At 74.2% G+C, this 18,484-nt stretch carries 19 protein-coding genes; 10 read left to right on the forward strand and 9 right to left on the reverse strand.

Features of this window, described 5'->3' with window-relative positions:
• Window positions 1–256: 256 nt before the first annotated feature.
• The 3 genes from ACZ7BZ_RS29425 to ACZ7BZ_RS29435 all read left to right on the forward strand — a co-directional run bounded on the left by ACZ7BZ_RS29425 (window position 257) and on the right by ACZ7BZ_RS29435 (window position 3,738).
• Entirely contained in the window at window positions 257–1,627 is a 1,371-nt protein-coding gene (locus tag ACZ7BZ_RS29425; protein ID WP_470360978.1) for an erythromycin esterase family protein, read from the forward strand.
• 557 nt (window positions 1,628–2,184) lie between these two features.
• Window positions 2,185–2,373 carry a hypothetical protein gene (locus ACZ7BZ_RS29430; protein ID WP_470360979.1) on the forward strand — a complete coding sequence of 63 codons (189 nt, stop codon included), beginning with the start codon at window positions 2,185–2,187 and terminating at the stop codon, window positions 2,371–2,373.
• Between the two features lie 162 nt (window positions 2,374–2,535).
• Complete coding sequence (locus ACZ7BZ_RS29435) at window positions 2,536–3,738, forward strand: MFS transporter (RefSeq protein WP_470360980.1); 1,203 nt, start codon at window positions 2,536–2,538, stop codon at window positions 3,736–3,738.
• 132 nt (window positions 3,739–3,870) lie between these two features.
• On the opposite strand, the gene ACZ7BZ_RS29440 is transcribed toward ACZ7BZ_RS29435, so the two are convergent.
• Complete coding sequence (locus ACZ7BZ_RS29440; protein ID WP_470360981.1) at window positions 3,871–4,896, reverse strand: alpha/beta hydrolase; 1,026 nt, start codon at window positions 4,894–4,896, stop codon at window positions 3,871–3,873.
• A 43-nt stretch (window positions 4,897–4,939) separates the two neighbouring features.
• Between ACZ7BZ_RS29440 and ACZ7BZ_RS29445 the strand changes: the two genes are divergently transcribed.
• Together ACZ7BZ_RS29445 and ACZ7BZ_RS29450 are read left to right on the forward strand one after the other, a co-directional pair.
• Window positions 4,940–5,422 carry a MarR family winged helix-turn-helix transcriptional regulator gene (locus ACZ7BZ_RS29445; protein WP_470360982.1) on the forward strand — a complete coding sequence of 161 codons (483 nt, stop codon included), beginning with the start codon at window positions 4,940–4,942 and terminating at the stop codon, window positions 5,420–5,422.
• A gap of 185 nt (window positions 5,423–5,607) precedes the next feature.
• Window positions 5,608–6,051, forward strand: a complete 444-nt coding sequence (locus tag ACZ7BZ_RS29450) for a hypothetical protein (RefSeq protein ID WP_470360983.1) — start codon at window positions 5,608–5,610, stop codon at window positions 6,049–6,051.
• Between the two features lie 44 nt (window positions 6,052–6,095).
• Here ACZ7BZ_RS29450 and ACZ7BZ_RS29455 read toward each other — a convergent pair whose 3' ends face one another.
• The gene (locus tag ACZ7BZ_RS29455; protein ID WP_470360984.1) at window positions 6,096–7,166 is read right to left on the reverse strand and encodes a medium chain dehydrogenase/reductase family protein; all 1,071 of its coding nucleotides are present in this window, start codon (window positions 7,164–7,166) and stop codon (window positions 6,096–6,098) included.
• A gap of 109 nt (window positions 7,167–7,275) precedes the next feature.
• Here ACZ7BZ_RS29455 and ACZ7BZ_RS29460 point away from each other — a divergent pair, with 109 nt between their 5' ends.
• On the forward strand, window positions 7,276–7,917 hold the full coding sequence (locus ACZ7BZ_RS29460; RefSeq protein ID WP_470360985.1) for a TetR/AcrR family transcriptional regulator: 642 nt from the start codon (window positions 7,276–7,278) through the stop codon (window positions 7,915–7,917).
• Between the two features lie 699 nt (window positions 7,918–8,616).
• Here the strand turns inward: ACZ7BZ_RS29460 and ACZ7BZ_RS29465 are convergent.
• Entirely contained in the window at window positions 8,617–9,411 is a 795-nt protein-coding gene (locus ACZ7BZ_RS29465) for a maleylpyruvate isomerase family mycothiol-dependent enzyme (protein ID WP_470360986.1), read from the reverse strand.
• Window positions 9,404–9,943 (reverse strand): SRPBCC family protein, encoded by a 540-nt coding sequence (locus ACZ7BZ_RS29470; RefSeq protein ID WP_470360987.1) that lies wholly within the window; start codon window positions 9,941–9,943, stop codon window positions 9,404–9,406. The genes ACZ7BZ_RS29465 and ACZ7BZ_RS29470 overlap by 8 nt, the downstream gene beginning before the upstream one ends.
• A gap of 264 nt (window positions 9,944–10,207) precedes the next feature.
• Between ACZ7BZ_RS29470 and ACZ7BZ_RS29475 the strand changes: the two genes are divergently transcribed.
• On the forward strand, window positions 10,208–11,140 hold the full coding sequence (locus ACZ7BZ_RS29475) for a LysR family transcriptional regulator (RefSeq protein ID WP_470360988.1): 933 nt from the start codon (window positions 10,208–10,210) through the stop codon (window positions 11,138–11,140).
• Here ACZ7BZ_RS29475 and ACZ7BZ_RS29480 read toward each other — a convergent pair.
• The 3 genes from ACZ7BZ_RS29480 to ACZ7BZ_RS29490 all read right to left on the reverse strand — a co-directional run bounded on the left by ACZ7BZ_RS29480 (window position 11,109) and on the right by ACZ7BZ_RS29490 (window position 13,568).
• Complete coding sequence (locus tag ACZ7BZ_RS29480) at window positions 11,109–11,504, reverse strand: hypothetical protein (protein WP_470360989.1); 396 nt, start codon at window positions 11,502–11,504, stop codon at window positions 11,109–11,111. The two genes, ACZ7BZ_RS29475 and ACZ7BZ_RS29480, sit on opposite strands and share 32 nt — an antisense overlap.
• A gap of 94 nt (window positions 11,505–11,598) precedes the next feature.
• Window positions 11,599–12,369 (reverse strand): GNAT family N-acetyltransferase, encoded by a 771-nt coding sequence (locus tag ACZ7BZ_RS29485; RefSeq protein ID WP_470360990.1) that lies wholly within the window; start codon window positions 12,367–12,369, stop codon window positions 11,599–11,601.
• 191 nt (window positions 12,370–12,560) lie between these two features.
• Window positions 12,561–13,568, reverse strand: coding sequence for a helix-turn-helix transcriptional regulator (locus ACZ7BZ_RS29490; RefSeq protein WP_470360991.1), 1,008 nt, complete (start codon window positions 13,566–13,568; stop codon window positions 12,561–12,563).
• A 98-nt stretch (window positions 13,569–13,666) separates the two neighbouring features.
• Here ACZ7BZ_RS29490 and ACZ7BZ_RS29495 point away from each other — a divergent pair, with 98 nt between their 5' ends.
• Entirely contained in the window at window positions 13,667–14,206 is a 540-nt protein-coding gene (locus ACZ7BZ_RS29495) for a DinB family protein (protein WP_470360993.1), read from the forward strand.
• A gap of 55 nt (window positions 14,207–14,261) precedes the next feature.
• On the opposite strand, the gene ACZ7BZ_RS29500 is transcribed toward ACZ7BZ_RS29495, so the two are convergent.
• Complete coding sequence (locus ACZ7BZ_RS29500; protein ID WP_188304488.1) at window positions 14,262–14,477, reverse strand: heavy-metal-associated domain-containing protein; 216 nt, start codon at window positions 14,475–14,477, stop codon at window positions 14,262–14,264.
• A 320-nt stretch (window positions 14,478–14,797) separates the two neighbouring features.
• Here ACZ7BZ_RS29500 and ACZ7BZ_RS29505 point away from each other — a divergent pair, with 320 nt between their 5' ends.
• Both ACZ7BZ_RS29505 and ACZ7BZ_RS29510 read left to right on the forward strand, forming a co-directional pair.
• Window positions 14,798–15,493 carry a DUF3152 domain-containing protein gene (locus tag ACZ7BZ_RS29505; RefSeq protein ID WP_470360994.1) on the forward strand — a complete coding sequence of 232 codons (696 nt, stop codon included), beginning with the start codon at window positions 14,798–14,800 and terminating at the stop codon, window positions 15,491–15,493.
• Between the two features lie 136 nt (window positions 15,494–15,629).
• Entirely contained in the window at window positions 15,630–16,559 is a 930-nt protein-coding gene (locus ACZ7BZ_RS29510) for a glutaminase (protein ID WP_470361014.1), read from the forward strand.
• A gap of 94 nt (window positions 16,560–16,653) precedes the next feature.
• Here ACZ7BZ_RS29510 and glmS read toward each other — a convergent pair whose 3' ends face one another.
• Entirely contained in the window at window positions 16,654–18,480 is a 1,827-nt protein-coding gene (glmS, locus tag ACZ7BZ_RS29515; RefSeq protein ID WP_380460980.1) for a glutamine--fructose-6-phosphate transaminase (isomerizing), read from the reverse strand.
• Between the last annotated feature and the right edge of the window lie 4 nt (window positions 18,481–18,484).

An 18,484-nucleotide genomic window follows, 5' to 3' on the forward strand; every position in this document is an offset into this window, starting at 1 on the left:
GCCGCCCGTTACCAGCAGTTCGCCCACCCGTCCAGGTGACCCTAGGGGAACCGTCCCGGTGCCCCCAAGGGCCCGGGGCCGGTGGGGTTGCCCCCCGAGAGACCTGGCGGCCCGCCCCAGCGCGCCGCACCCCCTCCTCGGCGGAGGATTCTCTCACCGGCCAGGGCGGCCGGACGAGTTGAACCGATCGACCCGCACGAACCGATCGCCCCCGCGACCGCCCCGGGTCGAACCCATGAGCCGAGGAGTAGCCATCATGACCGTGACCCTGAAGCCGATCGCCCGCCGGACCGTGCTGCCCGCCACCACGGGCACCGCAGTCGCCGCCACCGCCGCGCTGCTCACCCCGGGAAGGGCCAGGGCCGCATCGGTGACGGGCCCGGCCCCGCAGTCCGCGACCGTCTCCGCGGACCTGGACCGGATCGCCCACCTCCTGCGCTCCACCGAGCCCGACGCCCCGACCGGCGGCCTACGGGCGCTGGGCGCGATGATCGGCGACGCCCGGGTCGTCGGCCTCGGCGAGGCCACCCATGGTTCGCACGAGTTCTTCACCATGAAGCACCGGGTGCTCCGCTACCTGGTCGAGGAGAAGGGCTTCACCACCTTCGCCCTGGAGGCCAGTTGGTCCGCGGGCCTGCAAATCGACGCCTTCGTGCAGGGCCAGGGCGACGACGACGCCCAGCGGCTGGTCCGCCGGGTCATGGCCGGATCGCCCTGGCAACGGCGGGAGTTCGCCGACCTGATCGGCTGGATGCGCGCGTACAACGGCACCGGGCCGCAGCACCCGGTCCACTTCGTGGGCACCGACCTCGGCTTCCCCGGGATCGGCGACCAGCCCTTCGCCGAGGTCACCGCCTACCTGCGGAAGGCCGCCCCGGCCTCGCTGTCGGGCGTCGAGCAGCTGTACGCCGGCCTGCGGCCGTTCGGCGACGTCGTCGGCTACCTGACCCGGACCCAGCTGCCCGAGCGGCAGCGCAACGCGGACCTGGCGCAGCAGGCGCTGGAGCTGGTCGCCGCGACCGGCCGGGACGGCGACGAGGAGTACGACTGGGCCGTCCTGCACGCCCGGAACATCGCCCGCTCCTTCGCCTTCTGCACCGTGCGGACCGAGGACGGCTCCTCCGTCACCGCCGCGCAGGTGCTCCGCGACCGGGCGATGGCGGACAACACCCTGTGGTGGCAGCGCCGCCTCGGCGGCAAGGTGCTGCTCTCGGCGCACAACGGGCACGTCGGCTTCGTGTCGTCCGACCCCGCGCTGTACCCCCGGACGGGGGGCTCCCTGCTGCGCGACGCGCTCGGCGCCGACTACGTCAGCATCGGCTTCACCTTCGGCGGCGGCTCCTTCCTCACCGAGGCCGACCCGTTCGCCGACGGCTGGCGGAGCGCCACCGTGCCGCCCGCGACGCTGGGCATGAACGAGTACCTCCTCGACCGGGTCCGCCCCCGCGACTTCTACCTCGACCTGCGCCAGGCCCCGCCCGCGGCCCGCGCCTGGCTGGCGACCGCCCGCCCGACCTACGACGCCGGTACCACCTTCCGCCGCGACCCGCTGCCCACCCTCGCCCTCAGCGCCGGCTACGACCTGCTGATCCACCTCCACCGGGTCCGCGCGGCCGACAAGCTCTGACCGCCGGCACCGTCGGCCGGCACCGCCCGCCGGCGCCACCCGGCCCCGCCAACTCCGCCACGAACACGGCGAGTCGACCCAGGACCAGCGCTCCCCCCAGCCCTCGCCCCCGGGCCCACGGCCGAAGGCCCGACTGCCCCGCCCAGCCCAGCACCGCCCCACCCCGCCCCGCCCCGCCCCGGCGATGAACGCAGGCCCGACCGTCCCGCCCGGATCGGCGAACTCCCGCCGTCCCCGCCGAAGACCGCACGTGCCGTCTGACATGATCGCCCCCGTCGCCCCGGCGGCCCCTCGCCCCGGCGGCCCGCCCGCCCGAGGACGGCACGACCCCGAGGAACCAGGGCATGAGCAAGACGAACACAGCGGCCGGCCGGGCATGCTGACCGCCGACCGCTGCTGGGGAGGCAACCCGGCCGAGCCCCACCTGATCACCTCCTGTGCCGGAGGGTCCCGCTCCGACGACGGCCGAACGGTGACCGAGGACTCGCCGATCGGCGGCAGCCACCGCATCGGCGCCGCCCTACCCGTCGAGTACGGCGACGGCGACAGCGGTGGCAATGGGGGGCGACGGCGACGGCGACTACCACGCCACCGGGTTCTCCTACGCGACCGGCGACCTGGCCGGACTGCTCGCCGTACCGCTCCCCGTACTGCCGGTCGGCATGCTCGGCCTGTGGCTGGTCGGTCTCGCGTTGGGCACGCGTTCGGCACCATCCCGGCCGGGGTCCGACCGTAGTCGACGGTGACCCCTCTCCGCCCGGCTGCTCCAGTGGGCGTGGGCGCCCACCGAGCCGCGGTGGCGCGGGGGCGCGGGATGCTGATGGCGTCGATCCGGTCCCAGGTCCAACTGGCCCAGCGGGCGCCGGTGAGCCGTGGGCCGGGCCGGGTGGCGCGCCTATCGTGGGCTGGTGACCGATCATCGGACCGTCCCACCACCTGCCGCCCGGACGGACTACCTGCTCGCCGCCTTCGCCTTCGCCGTCTGCATGACCGGGACCACCCTGCCCACTCCGCTGTACGGGCTGTACCAGGAGCGGATCGGCTTCTCCGAGCTGACGGTGACGGTGGTGTTCGCCGTGTACGCCTTCGGGGTCATCGGCATCCTGCTGCTGGTCGGCAATGTCTCCGACACGGTCGGGCGCCGACCGGTGCTGCTGTGCGGGCTGGTCAGCTCGGCCTGCAGCGCGGTCGTGTTCCTGACGGCGGACAGCGTGCCGCTGCTGTTCCTGGGCCGGCTGCTGTCCGGTCTGTCGGCGGGCGTGTTCACCGGTACCGCCACGGCGTACGTGCTGGAACTGGCGCCGCCACGGCACCGGGGGCGGGCGGGCTTCGTCGCGACCGCGGCCAACATGGGCGGCCTGGGCTTCGGACCGCTGCTGGCGGGCCTGCTCTCCCAGTACGCCCCGCACCCGCTGGTGCTGCCGTTCGTCGTGCACCTGGTGCTGGTCGCCGCGGCCGTCGGTGCCCTTCTGTGGCTGCCGGAGACCGTCGCCGGTGCCCGTCCGCTGCGCACCGCCCGGCCGGTCCGGCCCGGTCTGCCGCCGGAGGTCCGGCGGGTGTTCGTGCCGGCCGCGCTCGCGGCCTTCGCCGGGTTCTCGCTGCTGGGCCTGTTCACCTCGGTCAGCCCGGCCTTCCTCGCCGAGGGCCTGGGCGTGCACAACCGGGCGCTGGTCGGCCTGGTCGTCTCCTCGGCCTTCCTGGCCTCCACCCTGGGCCAGCTCCTGGTCCCCCGGCTGGGCACCGCGCGGGCCATTCCGCTGGGCTGCCTGGTGCTGATCGCCGGGCTGGCCCTGCTGGCGGGCTCGCTGGCCTGGGCCGTCCTGGCCTTCCTGGTGCTCGCCGCGCTGGTGGGCGGCGCCGGGCAGGGCATGGGCCTGCGCGGCGCGGTGGGCGAGGTCGCCGCCGCGAGCCCGGCGGAGCACCGCGGCGGTGCCCTGTCGGCGCTGTTCGTGGTCGCCTACTTCGGCATCTCGATCCCGGTGATCGGCGTCGGCCTGCTCACCGGGCCGATCGGCCTGGCCCACGCGGGTCTGGTGTTCGCCGCCTGCATGACCCTGCTGGCCGCCGCCTCCGGCGCCTACCTGCTCCGCCAGGCGGGCGCCGGGGCCTGATCACGGGCCGACCCCATCAGGGCCGACCGGTGCACGGCCACCCGACCAGTGGATGGCTACGCGACCGGTGCACGGCCACCCGGCCAGTGGATGGCTACGCGACCGGTGCACAGCCGTCCGGCCGGTGCGCGGCTACGCGGTCGGTGTCCGCCCGGCGCGGATCCGCTGACGCAGGAAGAGGGCGGCGCGGTCGAGCGCCTCGTCCGCCTCGTCCAGGACGCCGGTGAAGCACTGGAACACGTGCGGCGCATCGGCGGTGATGTCCAGGACGACGTCCACGCCCGCCGCGCTCGCCCGCGCGGCCAGCCGGGTGGAGTCGTCCAGCAGCAGTTCGTTGGTGCCGACCTGGATCAGCATCGGGGGCAGGCCGGTGAGGTCGGCGTGCACGGCCGGGCTGAGCAGCGGCTGCCGAGGATCGGCTCCGCCGAGGTACATCGCCCCGGTGTGGTCCAGGGCGGCCCGGGTGAAGATCGGGTCGATGCCCTCCTTGGTCCGCATGCTCGCGCCGCTCCGGGTGGCGTCGAGGCCCGGGGAGAAGGCGAGTACGGCGGCGGGCTGCGGCAGGCCCGCGTCCCGGGCGGCGAGGCAGGTGGTGACGGCGAGTCCGCCGCCGGCCGAGTCCCCGGCGAAGACGACTTCCGAGGGATCCTCGCCCTGGTCGAGGAGGGCGCGGTAGGCGCTCAGGCAGTCCTCGATCGCGGCCGGGAAGGGGTGTTCGGGGGCGAGCCGGTAGTCCAGCGAGTACGCCCCGAGACCGGTCCTGGCCACCAGGTTGCCGGTCAGCGAGAGTGCGGTCTCCGGCGAGCCGAAGACCCAGCCGCCGCCGTGGAAGTAGAGGATCGTCCCCGCCCCCGGACCACCGTCCGAACCGCGCTCCGCCACGTCATCCGCCCCGCCCCTCGGCTCGACGCGCAGCGCGGGCCGGTCACCGAGGACGGTCGGCGCGGTGCGGATGGAGTCGTGGGGCACGACCATCCCGGCCATCAGCTCCCGGAACCCGGCCCGAATCTCCTCCACCGACGGCGGCCCCACTGCCCCCGACTTCGCCTCGGCCCCCGACTGTCCCCCAGGTCCTGACTGCCCCTCAGGCCCCGACTGCCCGGCCGCCCTCGGCTGCCGCAGCATCGCATCGATCCGGCTGCGCTGCTCCCTGCTCATGGGCACACTCCTGCCTCAAGTAGCTTCCCGTACACTATATGCCGTGGAAGCTACATTGAACGGAGCCGTCTCCGCAGCCGATCTCCCGGAGTTCTTCGCCGACCTGGTCCGGTGCGAGACGCGCCTGTACAACGCCCTCAACGACCGGCTCCGCGAGCGGCACGGGATCGTGACCTCGCAGTACGAGTTCCTGGACCACCTGCGCCGCCACCCCGGTTGCCGGGTGGCCGACCTCGCCGCCGTGTTCGCCATCGGTGTCGGAGCGACCAGCAAGGGCATCGACCGCCTGGAGAAGCAGGGCTGGGCCGCCCGCCGGCCGAACCCCGCGGACCGCCGGTCCTCGCTGCTGGTCCTGACCGACGACGGGGCGCGGCTCGTCGAGGCGGCGGAGCGGACCTTCAGGGAGGGCCTGGCCGAGCTGCTCGCGGACGCCCTCGACGCCCCCACCCTGTCGGCGACCGCACGGACCCTGGCCGCCCTGCGCTCCGCGCTCGAACGCGACCAGGTCGGCACCCCCACCGGCTGACCCCCGGCCCGCCCGGGAAAGACGAGAGCGGGCAGGCCCTGCCGGTCGGGCCCTGAAACGAAGTGAAGACCCCGTCCGGCACCGTGCGAACAGTGCCGACCACAGCCGCGCCGGTTCCCCTACCCTGGGGGCGAGGCCCCCGGATGCCGGGCTCCGGCCGACGCGCACAGCCACCGGGGGGCCGCGTGATCCGCGTACAGCAGCACACCTTCACCTTGATCCCGTGGCCGTGGCGCGTCGTGCCGTGGGCCCAGGTGCCCGAGGGGCTGGAGTTCACCCTCTATGACGTCGTCGACCCGACCGCACCACCCCTGCGCGGCGTCGCGGTGCCCGGGACCCCGGCGGAGGCCGCCCGCTGGAAGACCGGCCACGACGCCTACCTGAGCCTGCTGCGGGAGGCCGAGGAGGAGGTGCGCCACGCCCACGGGGTGCGTTGCCGGCCCGGTTTCATGGTCGACATGCGCTCGGTGCGGCTGCGCCGCTACGGCCTGATGCCCCACCGCAAGGCCCGCTCCCGGCGGCTGTTCGCCGAGTGCCTGACCAGGATGCGCCTGTACGAGGAGACCTACCGGCCGATCCTCCAGGACATCGAGGCCCGCATCGCGGAGGCCTCCGCCGGCGCGGCCTGACCGGGGAGCCCCAATCCTGTTGCGGGAAGGGAGAGTTCAGGGCTTCATGAGTTTCGCGAGGAGTTCGAAGACCGTCGTTGGCCGACGATGACGACCTTGCCCGCGACGGTGCGCGACTCGGCCAGGGCGAGCGCGGCTGCGGCCTCGTCCAACGGGAACTCCGCAGCGATCTGGGCGGTGAGCGTGCCGTCGGCCAGCAGGGCCAGCACCCGGGTGAGGTCCTCGCGCAGCCGGGCGCGGAAGGCGGCCGGGCGGCGGCTGCCCGCCCAGAAGTTGTAGAAGTGCGCGGACCGGCCGTTGGGGAGGTGGTTCCAGAGCGCCAGCCGGGCGAACAGCTTCAGCACCGGGAGCCGCGAGTCGCCCTCCTCGTCCTTGGTGGCGGCGGTGCCGTAGGACACCAGGACGCCGCCGCGGCGCAGCAGCCGCCACGATTCCTCCAGTCCGGCGCCGCCGACGTGGTCGAACACCGCGTCGACGCCGTCCGGTGCGAGCTCCCGGATGCGCCGGTAGGCATCCGGGTCGCGGTAGTCGACCGGGGTCGCGCCCAGCCGGCGGACGGTGTCGTGGTGCCGGACGGACGCCGTGCCGATCACCGTGATCCCGGCGTGCCGGGCCAGTTGCACCAGCGTCGACCCGACGCCGCCGTTGGCGCCGAGCACCACGATCGTGGCGCCCGACGGCACCTTCGCGGTGCGGTGCAGCATCTGCCAGGCCGTCACCCCGTTGACCACGACGGTCTCCGCGTCGGCGGCCGTGACACCGTTCGGCACCGCTACCAGGTCGGCGGCGTCGAGCAGTTGGAGGCTGGCCCAGGCGCCGGTCTTGGTGACGGCGGCGAACCGCCGCCCGACCAGCGCGGGGTCGACCTCCGGGCCGGTCGCGACGACCGTGCCGACCACGTCGTAGCCGGGCACGAAGGGGAAGGGCGGCTGGTCGTAGTACTTGCCGCGGCGCATCTGCTGCTCGGCGAAGGAGACGCCGGTCGCGTCCATCCGCAGCAGGACCCGGCCCGCGGTGGGCAGCGGGAGGTCGCGGCTGCGCACCTGAAGGCCGTCCGGGTCGACGGTGCCAGGCAGGACGACCTCGGTGGCACGGGTGGAGAGGGTGTCGTTCATGGCGTCGCTCCATATCGGCCGATGTGTGAATACAGACGTAAAGTTACACATGTAATCTCAGGGCGCACAAGAGCTGTCGGCCGTAAGTTCTCACCTGTAAGCTCACGCCATGGACAACGAACCGAGCGCACCCCCCAGCCGCCCGCGCAACCGCCGTGGGGAGGGCGCCCGCCTGCGGGACGACATCGTGGCCGCCGCGGTCGAACTGCTCGACCAGGCCGGCACCGAGACCGCCGTCACCCTGCGGTCGGTCGCCCGCCGGGTCGGGATCGCCGCACCCTCGATCTACCGGCACTTCCCCGACCAGCCGACCATCATGCTGGCCGTGGTGCGGCAGGCCTTCGACCAGCTGGAGGCGCAGCTGCGCGCCGCCCGGGACGCGGCCGGCGAGGACCCCCGGCAGCGGCTGCTCGCCCTCTGCCATGCCTACCTGCGGTTCTCCGAGGACCACCCGGAGCGCTACCGCACCATGTTCGGCGGCGTCTGGGTGCCCGCCCTCCAGGACACCGCCGTGACGGCGGACGAGATGCGCACCCTCGGCCAGGAGTCCCTGCAACTGCTCACCGAGGCCCTGGCCGGGTGCGTCGCCGCCGGCCTGGCCACCAGCGACGATGCCTCCTCGGACACCGTCGCGCTGTGGCTGGGGCTGCACGGGCTGGCGCACCAGCGGGCGGTGACGGTCGCCTTTCCGTGGCCGCCGGACATCGCCGAGCGGCTGATCACCGCGCTGGCCCACCTCAAGGCCGAGTAGCCCGGTGGCAGCCGCGCGGCACGCGGGTGGCCGGAAAGCCGGCGCCCCCACCCGGCGACCGGGCGGGGGCCAGGGGCCCGCGGCCGTCAGCAGGTCGAGCGCCCCTCACGGGCGACCACCCGGCCCGCGCGCACGACCAGTTCGCGCGGCGGGAGGTCGATCACCACCTGCGGCAGGCACTCGCCACCCAGCAGCATGAAGTCGGCCGGCGAGCCCGGCCGCCGCCGCCCTCGGGGTGATCTCGCACAGCCGTTCGATGCCGCACTCCCCCCGGTCGTGCAGGTGGACGTCGAGCTGGAGGCCGTGCTCGGCGGCGAGCCCGAACAGCAGCTCCAGCTGGGCGGGACCCCGGCCGTCCGGGCCGCCGTCGAATCCGGCCGGGTCGATCCCGCGGACCGCGTCGACCAGCCCACTCGCCGCCGCCTCCGCGAGCAACCCGCCCACGCCGGGCGTGCGCCGCACCCGTGCTGGGGGAAGGCGACGAGCTGGACGTCCAGCGCACCGGCCGGCCGTTCCCGGGCCTCGGCGAGCCCGGTGACCCCGGCCAGCCCGAAGGCGGGGGTGACGTCCACGTGGGCCGGCCAGCGCGGGTGCCCGGGTCACCCGCGGGGGCCGGCAGCCGGTGGGCCCGTTCGGCGAGCGGGGTGCGCTGCCGCCGGTGGAGGTCCAGCGGACGCCGGCTTCCCGAGCCCGAGCCCCTCAGTCCCAGCCCGGCACCGGCGGCAGTGGCCAGGTGGGCAGGGCAGGCAGTGCGTCGAGCCCCGACACCGCCACCCCGTCCACCCGCAGCCCCGACACCGCCACCCCGTCCACCCGCAGGTCGGCCGCCGGGCCGCGCCCGGCCAGCCAGGCGAGCAGCACCCGCCCGGGGCCGCGCACCACCGGTCCCGAACTGCTGACCGTCCACCCCGAGCCGAGGTCCTCGGCCTCGACCCGGGCCAGCGGAATCCCCCGGTCGCCCAGCGTCGCCACCGTCTCGGCCAGCGCCCGCCGGACGAACCCGTCCGGCCAACCGGACGGCGTAAGGCCGTGGTTCAGGTCCACCCCGTGCACCTCCAGCTCCCGCCAGGCCCGCCACAGCAGGTACCAGGCCGGGTGTCGCCAACCCGCCAGCGCCGGGACCAGCACCGCCCGGCGGGCGGCGGGCAGTTCGGCGGCGTCCCGCAGCAGCCCGTCCAGGGCGGCCCGCAGGTCGGCCACCAGCGCCTCGGCGCCGCGCCCCGCGCCCTCGCCCAACTGCCGTGCCAGCTCGGCGGCGTCGGCCCGCGGGCCGGGCGCGGTGCCGGTACGGGCCAGGGCGAACGTCCACCGGTAGGCGTCGACGCTGCGGGCGAGGTGGGTCAGCACATGGCCCCGGCTCCAACCGGGCAGCAGCGAGGGCTCCCGGGCCTGGCGGTCGGTGAGCTGCTCCAGGCCCGCGCAGAGGCGTTCCGCCGAGGCCCGGACGGCCCCGTACAACCCGTCGAAGTCCGGCTGCCGATCGGCCTCAATCACGCTGGCTTCCGGCCTCGGCAAGGGCCTTGACGCCCTCCAGGGTCGCCGTGATCCCGGTCCGCAGCTCGCCCAGCCGGAAGGCGACGATCTTCTCCTCAGCCTCCGGCCGGGCGTCGATCGCCCGGGTGACACCGCTGCGGCCCGGGCCGATCACCACCGAGTGGCGCACTCGCGTGCCGCCGTCCTCGGCGGCCAGGTCGAAGCGCCAGCGGGCCAGCGCGCCGGCCGGCTCCGCCACCGGGTCGCCGTACCGGCCGTCCGCGTCCATGACGGCCCAGGCGAAGGCGCGGTGCTCGGCCAGCTCCAGCACCTCGGAGACCGTCCGCCAGTCCGGCATGCCCGCCCGGCTGTTGTACCCCTCGAAGCGCGCGCCCGGAGCGGGGCCGTCCGCGCCGTCCAGCCACTGGACCCGCTGCAGCTCCGGGCTGAACCGGGCGGGCAGTCCGATGTCCGTGACCAGCGCCCAGACCCGTTCCAGGCCGGCCCGGACGAACACCTCGCACTGGGTGCCCGGACCATCCGCGTACCGCATTCCACTCCCCCTCGACTGCCTGACCGTCTCGACACTCGACCAGCGACCTCATGGGTCGACACCCGCCGTGCCCCCGCCTCTACGCGTCCGGAACGCCGCGAAGGCAGCGGGCGGGTTGCCGCCCTCTCGCGGGCCCTGGCAACGATGGTCGATCCTGGCGAACCCCCAAGTCAATCCGTGGATTTCCTGGGAAACCCCCAAGCTGCCGCTTGGGTTGGCGGGCCTGCGGCCACCGGCTCGTCCCCGGCAGTACCCTGGGCGCTCGTGACCCTGGACGACCTCCGCGTTTTCGCCGCCGTCTGCCGGGCCGGCTCGCTCAGCGCCGTCGCCCGCGAGCTGGCGTGCAGCCAGTCCGCCGTCAGCCAGCACGTCAAGCGGCTGGAGCGTGAGCTGGGCCTGACCCTGATCGAGCGGCATCCGCGTGGAGTGGTACCCACCCAGGCGGGACGCCATCTGCAGACCGCCGTCGCCACCGGCCTGGGCGGTATCGACCACGCGCTGCGGACCATCGCCGAACTCGCGCGCGGCGAGGGCGGATCGGTGCGGATCACCACCGGAGCCACCAGCATCCGGCACTTCATGTCCGCGGCCGTGGTGGCCTTCCGCGAGCGGTTCCCGCAGGTCAGCCTGGAGTTCCAGACCGGCATCTCCAGCCGCAACTGCCTGGAGGCGCTCACCGCCGGGCACGTCGACCTGGCCTGGATCACCCTCGGCACCCCGGCCCGCGGCGTCGAGCAGCGGCCCGTCGCCGACCTGCCCTGGGTGCTGGCCGTGGCGGCCGCCGACCCGCTCGCCGCCCGGGAGCGCATCGAACCCGCCGACCTGCAGGACGCCCGGCTCATCGGACTGCCGCAGAACTCGGTGTCCCGCTCCCAACTCGACGACTGGCTCGGCAAGTCGGGGATCCGGCCGGTCTTCGACACCAGCGTCACCGATTGGGACACCGCGATCCTGCTGGCCGAACTCGGCCTCGGCCACGCCGTGGTGCCCGCGCTGCCCGAGTGGCAGGGCCCCGGCCACCCCGGCCTGCGACTGGTCCCGCTGCCCGACCTGCCGGGCCTCACCGTCGGCTGGGCCGCCCGGGACTGGGACACCCTGGGGCCGCTGGCCCGCGCCTTCGCGGAGACCGTCGCCAGCCACTGGGGGCGCCCGGCCCCGCCGCCGGTCAGCCCTGGAGCCCCTCCTCGAACTCCCTGACCGACCGCAGCCCGCCGCCGCCCAGCAGCCGGGCCACCGGCAGGCCCTCGTCCCGGGACGTCACGGCCGACAGCCGTGCGAAGTCCTCGGGCAGCACGTCCAGCAGGCTCAGCAGCTGCTCGCCGGTCCGCAGCTCCAGGACCAGGTCGCACCGCAACCGGCTTGGCAGTTCCGGGCGGTGGGCCAGGGCGTGCCACAGTGCCGCCCGCAGGTAGTGCCGCCCGTCGGGTGCCGCGTGCGTCCTCAGCCAGGCCGGGTCCGGGCGCTGGGAGAGACCGAAGTCGGCGGCCCGCTCCACCAGCCGCAGCAGCGCCGGGGTGTCGACGGCCATCAGGTCACCGGGCAGCGCCCGCTCCGTGTCCATGCCCACATCCTGGCTCATCCGCACGTTCTCGCACGACCTCGCAGGTCCGGGCACGTCCGCGCGTGTCCGGGCACGTCCCGGCACGTCCCGGCCGTCAGTGCGTCTGGAAGGACAGGCTGCGGCCGATCTCGACGAAGCCCCGGCGCGCGTACCACTCGCGCGGCCAGTCGGCCACGTCCGCCAGCAGGAACAGCCGCGGGATCCCGGCCGCCGCCGCCAGGGCCAGGCCGCTGGCGAGCAGGGTGTCGCCGTGACCGGCCCCACGGTGCGGTACCGCGGTGACCAGATCCTCCAACTGAGCCAGTCCCGCGGCCGGTTCGAGGTAAAGGTCGACCCAGGCGGCGACCTCGCCGTCCGCCGCCCGGGCGGCCAGGAAGTGCACCTGCTCGGCGCCGCGCAGCCTGGTCGGCCGACGGTCGGTGAGCTGTCGGCGCAGCTCCTCGTCCTCGTACCACTCCCTCTGCTGGCGCCGGACCGCCTCCCGCAGTTCGGCGAACTCCGTCGGCAGGGCGGCCGGTTCGGGCAGTGTGCAGCCCGCCGTGCCCCTGGCCAGGACCACGACGGCGCTGCACTCGTAACCGGCCTCGGCCAGCACCGGCGCGGCCCGCTCGCCCCACGCCTCGTCCAGCACGCTGATCACGTACTGCCGGCGCGGCCCGAGCCAGCGCGCCGCCAGCCCCGGCAGGGCTGCCGGGTCGGTGCCCGGACCGGTGACGACCAGCTGGTTGTGCTCGTGGGAGAGCACGAACTCCGGGTCCCGCACGGCGAAGACCCCGGGGAACTCCGGCAGTTCGATGACCTCGGCCGCCTGGCGGCGGGCGAAGGCGACGTGGAAGGCGGCTACCCGCTCAAGCAGATCCGACATCCTGCCATGATCGCCCCGCCCGCCGCCCGGGCCAACCGGATATCGGCCGCCGGTCAGCACGCCCGGGTGCGGTCAGCGCGCCCGACTGGGCGGCACTCGTCGATGAGCTGCCGGAAGTCGTCCTCGGTCAGGCCCGCGGGCACGAGCCACCGCGGCGCCGCCCCGCACCGGACGTCGGCCCGGCCGACTTCCTACTCCACCCCCACCCTCTCCACCCCCACCCCCGCTGCCCCCACCCCCGCGTCCGCCGCCCGCCCGAAGCGGGCCGACCACTCCGCGATCAGCTCCCGCAGCTCCGGCGGGTGGACGACGTGGAACTCCGCACCCAGGGAGCCCAGGGCCATCGCGGGCCAGTCCAGGGAGTCGGCGGTCATCCGCAGCCGGCAGCGGGCGTCGTCCACCGCCTCGACGTCGCCCCAGCGGCCGACGTGGGCGCGGACGCGGCCGGCGGGGGCGTCGACCAGGGCCTCGACGCGGTTGGGCCGGGGCATGCCGCTGAGGCCCGCGCGGACGAACTCGGCGGCGTCGGTGGCCGGGAGGGCACGCGGGGCGAAGTGGGCGCCGGTGGCCTGGGCGGCGGTGAGGCGGTCGAGGCGGAAGGTCCGCCAGTCGCCGCGGTCGAGGTCGTAGGCGACGAGGTACCAGCGCCGGTCGAGGCACACCAGCCGGTGCGGTTCGACGTGCCGATCGGTGCGTTGCACGGAGGCGGCGGTGTACGAGAAGCGCAGCCGTTCGCCGTCGCGGCAGGCGAGGGCGGCGGCCGTGAGGGCGTCGGGGTCGACGCCGGTGCCGCCGGTGGTGCCCCAGTCGACGGGTACGGTGACGGCGCGCAGTGCCTCGACCCGGCGGCGCAGCCGCGCGGGCATCACCTGGACGACCTTGGCCAGGACCCGTACGGAGGCCTCGGCGACGCCCTCGACCGGGCTGTCGGCGGCGGCCTGGAGCCCGACGGCGAGGGCGACCGCCTCCTCGTCGTCGATGACCAGCGGGGGCAGGGCCGCGCCGGCGGCCAGCTGGTAGCCGCCGTCGACGCCGCGCTGGGCTTCGACGGGGTAGCCGAGTTCACGCAGCCGGTCGATGTCGCGGCGCAGGGTCCGGACGGAGACGTCGAGCCGGTCGGCGAGTTCCTCACCGGGCCAGTAGCGGTGGGTCTGGAGGAGCGAGAGCAGTCGCAGGGTCCGGGTGCTGGTGTTCGCCATGTCCCGATTGTCGCGGGATTCAGGACAGGAAGTGGCCGCAATGGTCCGTAGCGTGGTGGTTGTCCGAAGGAGCAGGAACCGAACGGAAGGCCGGCACCATGACCACCGCCACGTCCACCACCACCCCCGTCACCGGCGAGCGCGCCGACCTCCTGGTCGCGCTGGAGAAGCAGCGGCACTTCCTGCGCTTCACCACCCGTGACCTCACCGACGAGCAGGCCGGCCTGCGGACCTGCGCGAGCGAGCTGTGCCTGGGCGGCCTGGTCAAGCACGTGACCTCGATGGAGCGGATGTGGGCGAACTTCATCGCGGAGGGCCCGTCCGCGATGCCGGACTTCACCGCCTGGACGGAGGAGGACCTGGCCCGCCGGGCCGACGAGTTCCGCCTGCTGCCGGGCGAGACGCTGGCCGGGGTGCTCGCCGCGTACGCCGAAGCCGCTCGCCGCACCGACGAGTTGGTGACCACCCTGGCGGACCTGGACGCGACCCAGCCGCTGCCGAAGGCGCCCTGGTTCGAGCCGGACACCGAGTGGTCGGCCCGCCGGGTGCTGCTGCACATCGTGGCCGAGACCGCCCAGCACGCGGGCCACGCCGACATCATCCGCGAGTCCCTGGACGGCGCGAAGAGCATGGGCTGAGAAGAGCATGGTCCGGCCCGCCACACCTCGGCGGCGGGCCGCGACCGGTCCGGGCTCAGATCTCGTCGACGAGGGTGAAGCCGGCCCCGTCGACCGCGCTGCGGACCGCCGCCGTCTCCAGCGGCTGGGCGGAGGCCACGGTGACCCGGCCGCTCGGCGCGTGCGCGACGACCTCGGTGACCCCGGGGATGGCGGCGAGGCCCGCGCTGACGGTCTTCTCGCAGTGGCCGCAGCTCATGCCGTCGACGGTGAGGACGGTGGTGATGGACATGACGGCGCCTCCAGGCGGGTCGGGTGAGGGATCGACATCAACGGGACGAGGGACCAGCGGGGTGACGGATCGGTCGGGTGACGTACCCGTCGGGTGACCGATCAGGGGGCTGTCAGCGGAGCGCAGCTGATCGACCCGCACTACGACAGCCGAATCCGGCCGCGAACCCCAGGGACACGCCGCACGGGTGGCACCATCGAGTGGTTCCGGGAACCGCGCGCCCCCCGCAACCGACGGAGCCCCCTGAACCGTCATCACTGACGTCCCCGTTCCTCCCGTTGTACGCCCATTCGGCCCTGCCCAGGAGTTGTCCCACCACCATGGCCGTCGATCCCGCCGCCCCATCCCGTCGAATACGGAACGCCGCGCTCGCCCTGACCCTGGTCGCGGCGGTGCCCGCCGGCCTGCTGTGGTGGCAGCCCTGGCACCGCGAGCCCGCGCCGCTGGCCTTCACCACCGCGCCGGGCGGCTCGGCCCGGTTCGGCAGCGGGGAGCACCTGTACCGCTACAAGGTGCGGGTGGAGGACGGGATCGCGGAGAGCCCGGCGCAGTTCGCCGCCGAGGTGGACGCGGTCCTCGGCGACACCCGGCGCGGCTGGGCGGCCGGGGACACCGCGTCGTTCCAGCGGATGCCCGCCGACCCGGTGGACTTCACGGTCTACCTGGCGACCCCGAAGTCCACCGACCGGATCTGCGGCCAGTACGGCCTGGACACCGGCAGCTGGGTGAACTGCGGCGTCCAGCACCAGGTGGTGATCAACCTGAAGCGCTGGACCGAGCTGTCCGAGTTCTACCAGGGGCAGCCGGAGCTGTACCACGCGCTCGCGATCAACCACGAGGTCGGCCACATCCTCGGCAACGGCCACGTGGACTGCCCCGGCCCCGGGGCGCCGGCGCCGGTGATGATGCAGCAGATCAAGGGCCTGCACGGCTGCGTCCCCAACGGCTGGCCGTACTCCGAGACCGGCACCCTGCTGACCGGCCCGCCGGTCCAGGCCCCGAGCAACGCGCCCTGACGGCCCTGACCCCCCTGACCACCGCACCACTCCCCCGAGCACGGATAATCACTGGTCGGACCGGGTGCCGCCGCACGGCCCCCCGGTCCCGATCGTGTCCTACCGCCCGTGCCTGGAGTGAAGAACCTTGTTCGATGTGGAGAACCTCGACTTCCCGGCCCTGCTGGAGGCCGCCCAGGCGGCCGCCCGGGCGACCACGGGCCGGGGCCATGTCGCCGACTACATCCCGGCCCTCGCCGAGGCCGACCCGGAGGCCTTCGGGATGGCCGTGGCCACCGTCGACGGCGAACTGCACGGCGTCGGGGACTGGGAGCGGCCCTTCTCCATCCAGAGCGTCTCCAAGCTGTTCTCGCTCGCCCTCGCCCTCGCCTACAGCAGTGACGGCGGCGAGGACCTCTGGCGGGGCGTGGGCCGGGAGCCCTCCGGCAACCCGTTCAACTCGCTGGTGCAGCTGGAGACCGAGCACGGCATCCCGCGCAACCCGTTCATCAACGCGGGCGCCCTGGTGGTCACCGACCGCCTGCAGTCCCTGACCGGCGACGCGTCCGGCGCCGTACGGCAGTTCCTGCGCCGCGAGTCCGGCAACCCGCTGCTGGACACCGACCCGGTGGTCGCCGCCTCCGAGGCCGAGCACGGCCACCGCAACGCCGCCCTCGCCCACTTCATCGCCAGCCACGGAAACCTGCAGAACCCGGTCGACACCGTGCTGGAGCACTACTACGCCCACTGCGCCATCGCCGCCAGCTGCCGCGACCTCGTGCTGGCCGGTGCCTTCCTCGCCCGCTACGGCGTGCGCACCGACGGCACCCGGCTGATGACCCGCAGCGAGGCCAAGCGCATCAACGCCGTGCTGCTCACCTGCGGCACCTACGACGCCGCCGGCGAGTTCGCGTTCCGCGTCGGGCTGCCCGGCAAGAGCGGGGTCGGCGGCGGCATCCTCGCGATACTCCCCGGCCGCGCCGCCGTCTGCGCCTGGGGCCCCCGCCTCGACCAGGCCGGCAACTCCGTCGCCGCCGTCACCGCCCTGGACACCCTCACCACCCTCTCCGGCTGCTCGGTGTTCTGACGACGAACGACGGACGACCAACGGCGAACGACGGCCGGGCCCGGCCGCAGTACCCACACCGCGGCCGGGCCCGCTCACCGTTCGCCGGTCGGTCCTACTCCACCGTGACGCTCTTCGCCAGGTTGCGCGGCTTGTCCACGTCCCGGCCGAGGGCGACCGCCGCGTGGTAGGCGAGCAGCTGGAGCGGGATGTTGAGGAGCAGCGGGTCCAGCTCGGGCTCGCTCTTCGGGACCAGGATGCAGTGGTCGACGAGCTTGTCCTCGGGCCGGCGGTGGGCGACGGCGATGACACGGCCGGAGCGGGCCTTGATCTCGCCGAGGGTGGTGAGGTTCTTGTCGAGCAGCTCGTCGTCCGGGACGAGGGCGACGGTGGGCAGCTCGGGACTGATCAGGGCCAGCGGGCCGTGCTTGAGCTCGCTCGCCGGGTAGGCCTCGGCGTGGACGTAGGAGATCTCCTTGAGCTTCTGCGCGCCCTCCCGGGCGACGGGGTAGCCCCGGACCCGGCCGATGAACATCATGCCGGTCGAGTCGGCGTACTCGGCCGCCAGCTTCGCGATGGACTCGCTCTGCTCCAGCACCTCGCGGATCTGGTCGGGCAGGGCCTGGAGGGCGGAGACGATCCGGCGGCCGTCGGCGGGCGAGAGGTCGTGGATGCGGCCGAAGTGCAGGGCGAGCAGGGCGAACGCGACCACGGTGGAGGTGAACGCCTTGGTGGAGGCGACGGAGACCTCGGGCCCGGCGTGGAGGTAGATGCCGCCGTCGCACTCGCGGGCGATGGCGCTGCCCACGGTGTTGACGACGCCGAGGACGCGACCGCCCTTGCGCTTGATCTCCTGGACGGCGGCGAGGGTGTCGTAGGTCTCGCCGGACTGGCTGACCGCGACGTACAGGGTGTCGGCCTCGATCACCGGGTTGCGGTAGCGGAACTCGGAGGCGGGCTCGCTGTGGGCGGGGATCCGGGCGAGTTCCTCGATCAGCTGCGCGCCCATCTCACCCGCGTAGTAGGCGGATCCGCAGCCGAGGATCTTGACCCGGCGGATCTCGCGCAGTTCCCGGGCGTCCAGGTTGAGGCCGCCCAGGTGGGCGGTGCTGAAGCGCTCGTCGAGCCGACCGCTGAGGGTGCGCTCGACGGAGCCGGGCTGTTCGTGGATCTCCTTGAGCAGGTAGTGCTCGTAGCCGCCGGTGTCGAAGGAGTCGATCTCCCAGTCGACGGTGGACGGCTGGCGGTGGGTGGTGCGGGCGTCCGCGGTGAAGGTGCGGAAGCCGTCGGCCCGGACGGTGGCGAGTTCGCCGTCCTCCAGGTGCACCACCTGGCGGGTGTAGCGGACGAGGGCGGAGACGTCGGAGGCGGCGAACATCTCCTTCTCGCCGATGCCGAGCACGATCGGGCTGCCGTTGCGGGCGACCACGATGCGGTCGGGCTGCTCGGAGTCCAGCACCGCGATGCCGTAGGTGCCGACGACCCGGCCGAGCGCGGCGCGGACGGCGTCCTCCAGCTCGACGCCCTCGGCGGCGTGGGCGGCGATCAGGTGGGAGAGCACCTCGGTGTCGGTCTCGGAGCGGAACACCGCGCCGTCGGCGGTCAGCTTGGCGCGCAGCTCGTCGGCGTTCTCGATGATGCCGTTGTGGACGACGGCGATGCGCTCGGCGTTGTCCAGGTGCGGGTGGGCGTTGGCGTCGCTGGGCACGCCGTGGGTGGCCCAGCGGGTGTGGCCGATGCCGGTGCCGCCCTTGAAGCGGGCCGGTACGGCTGCCGCGAGGTCGGCGACCCGGCCCTTGACCTTGCGGAGCTTGAGCCCGCCGGTGCGTCCGGCGACGGCGACGCCGGCCGAGTCGTAGCCGCGGTACTCCAGCCGGGCGAGTCCCTCCAGCAGGAAGGGGGTCGCGTCCTTGGGGCCGATGTAGGCCACGATTCCGCACATGCGT

The organism is Kitasatospora sp. NPDC036934, from assembly GCF_055608425.1.

Bases quoted from the DNA above. Each gene is read 5' to 3' on its own strand.
- ACZ7BZ_RS29425 (WP_470360978.1), top strand. From the start codon at position 257: ATGACCGTGACCCTGAAGCCGATCGCCCGCCGGACCGTGCTGCCCGCC.
- ACZ7BZ_RS29430 (WP_470360979.1), top strand. From the start codon at position 2,185: ATGGGGGGCGACGGCGACGGCGACTACCACGCCACCGGGTTCTCCTAC.
- ACZ7BZ_RS29440 (WP_470360981.1), bottom strand. From the start codon at position 4,896: ATGAGCAGGGAGCAGCGCAGCCGGATCGATGCGATGCTGCGGCAGCCG.
- ACZ7BZ_RS29455 (WP_470360984.1), bottom strand. From the start codon at position 7,166: ATGAACGACACCCTCTCCACCCGTGCCACCGAGGTCGTCCTGCCTGGC.
- ACZ7BZ_RS29460 (WP_470360985.1), top strand. From the start codon at position 7,276: ATGGACAACGAACCGAGCGCACCCCCCAGCCGCCCGCGCAACCGCCGT.
- ACZ7BZ_RS29470 (WP_470360987.1), bottom strand. From the start codon at position 9,943: ATGCGGTACGCGGATGGTCCGGGCACCCAGTGCGAGGTGTTCGTCCGG.
- ACZ7BZ_RS29480 (WP_470360989.1), bottom strand. From the start codon at position 11,504: ATGGACACGGAGCGGGCGCTGCCCGGTGACCTGATGGCCGTCGACACC.
- ACZ7BZ_RS29485 (WP_470360990.1), bottom strand. From the start codon at position 12,369: ATGTCGGATCTGCTTGAGCGGGTAGCCGCCTTCCACGTCGCCTTCGCC.
- ACZ7BZ_RS29490 (WP_470360991.1), bottom strand. From the start codon at position 13,568: ATGGCGAACACCAGCACCCGGACCCTGCGACTGCTCTCGCTCCTCCAG.
- ACZ7BZ_RS29495 (WP_470360993.1), top strand. From the start codon at position 13,667: ATGACCACCGCCACGTCCACCACCACCCCCGTCACCGGCGAGCGCGCC.
- ACZ7BZ_RS29500 (WP_188304488.1), bottom strand. From the start codon at position 14,477: ATGTCCATCACCACCGTCCTCACCGTCGACGGCATGAGCTGCGGCCAC.
- ACZ7BZ_RS29505 (WP_470360994.1), top strand. From the start codon at position 14,798: ATGGCCGTCGATCCCGCCGCCCCATCCCGTCGAATACGGAACGCCGCG.
- glmS (WP_380460980.1), bottom strand. From the start codon at position 18,480: ATGTGCGGAATCGTGGCCTACATCGGCCCCAAGGACGCGACCCCCTTC.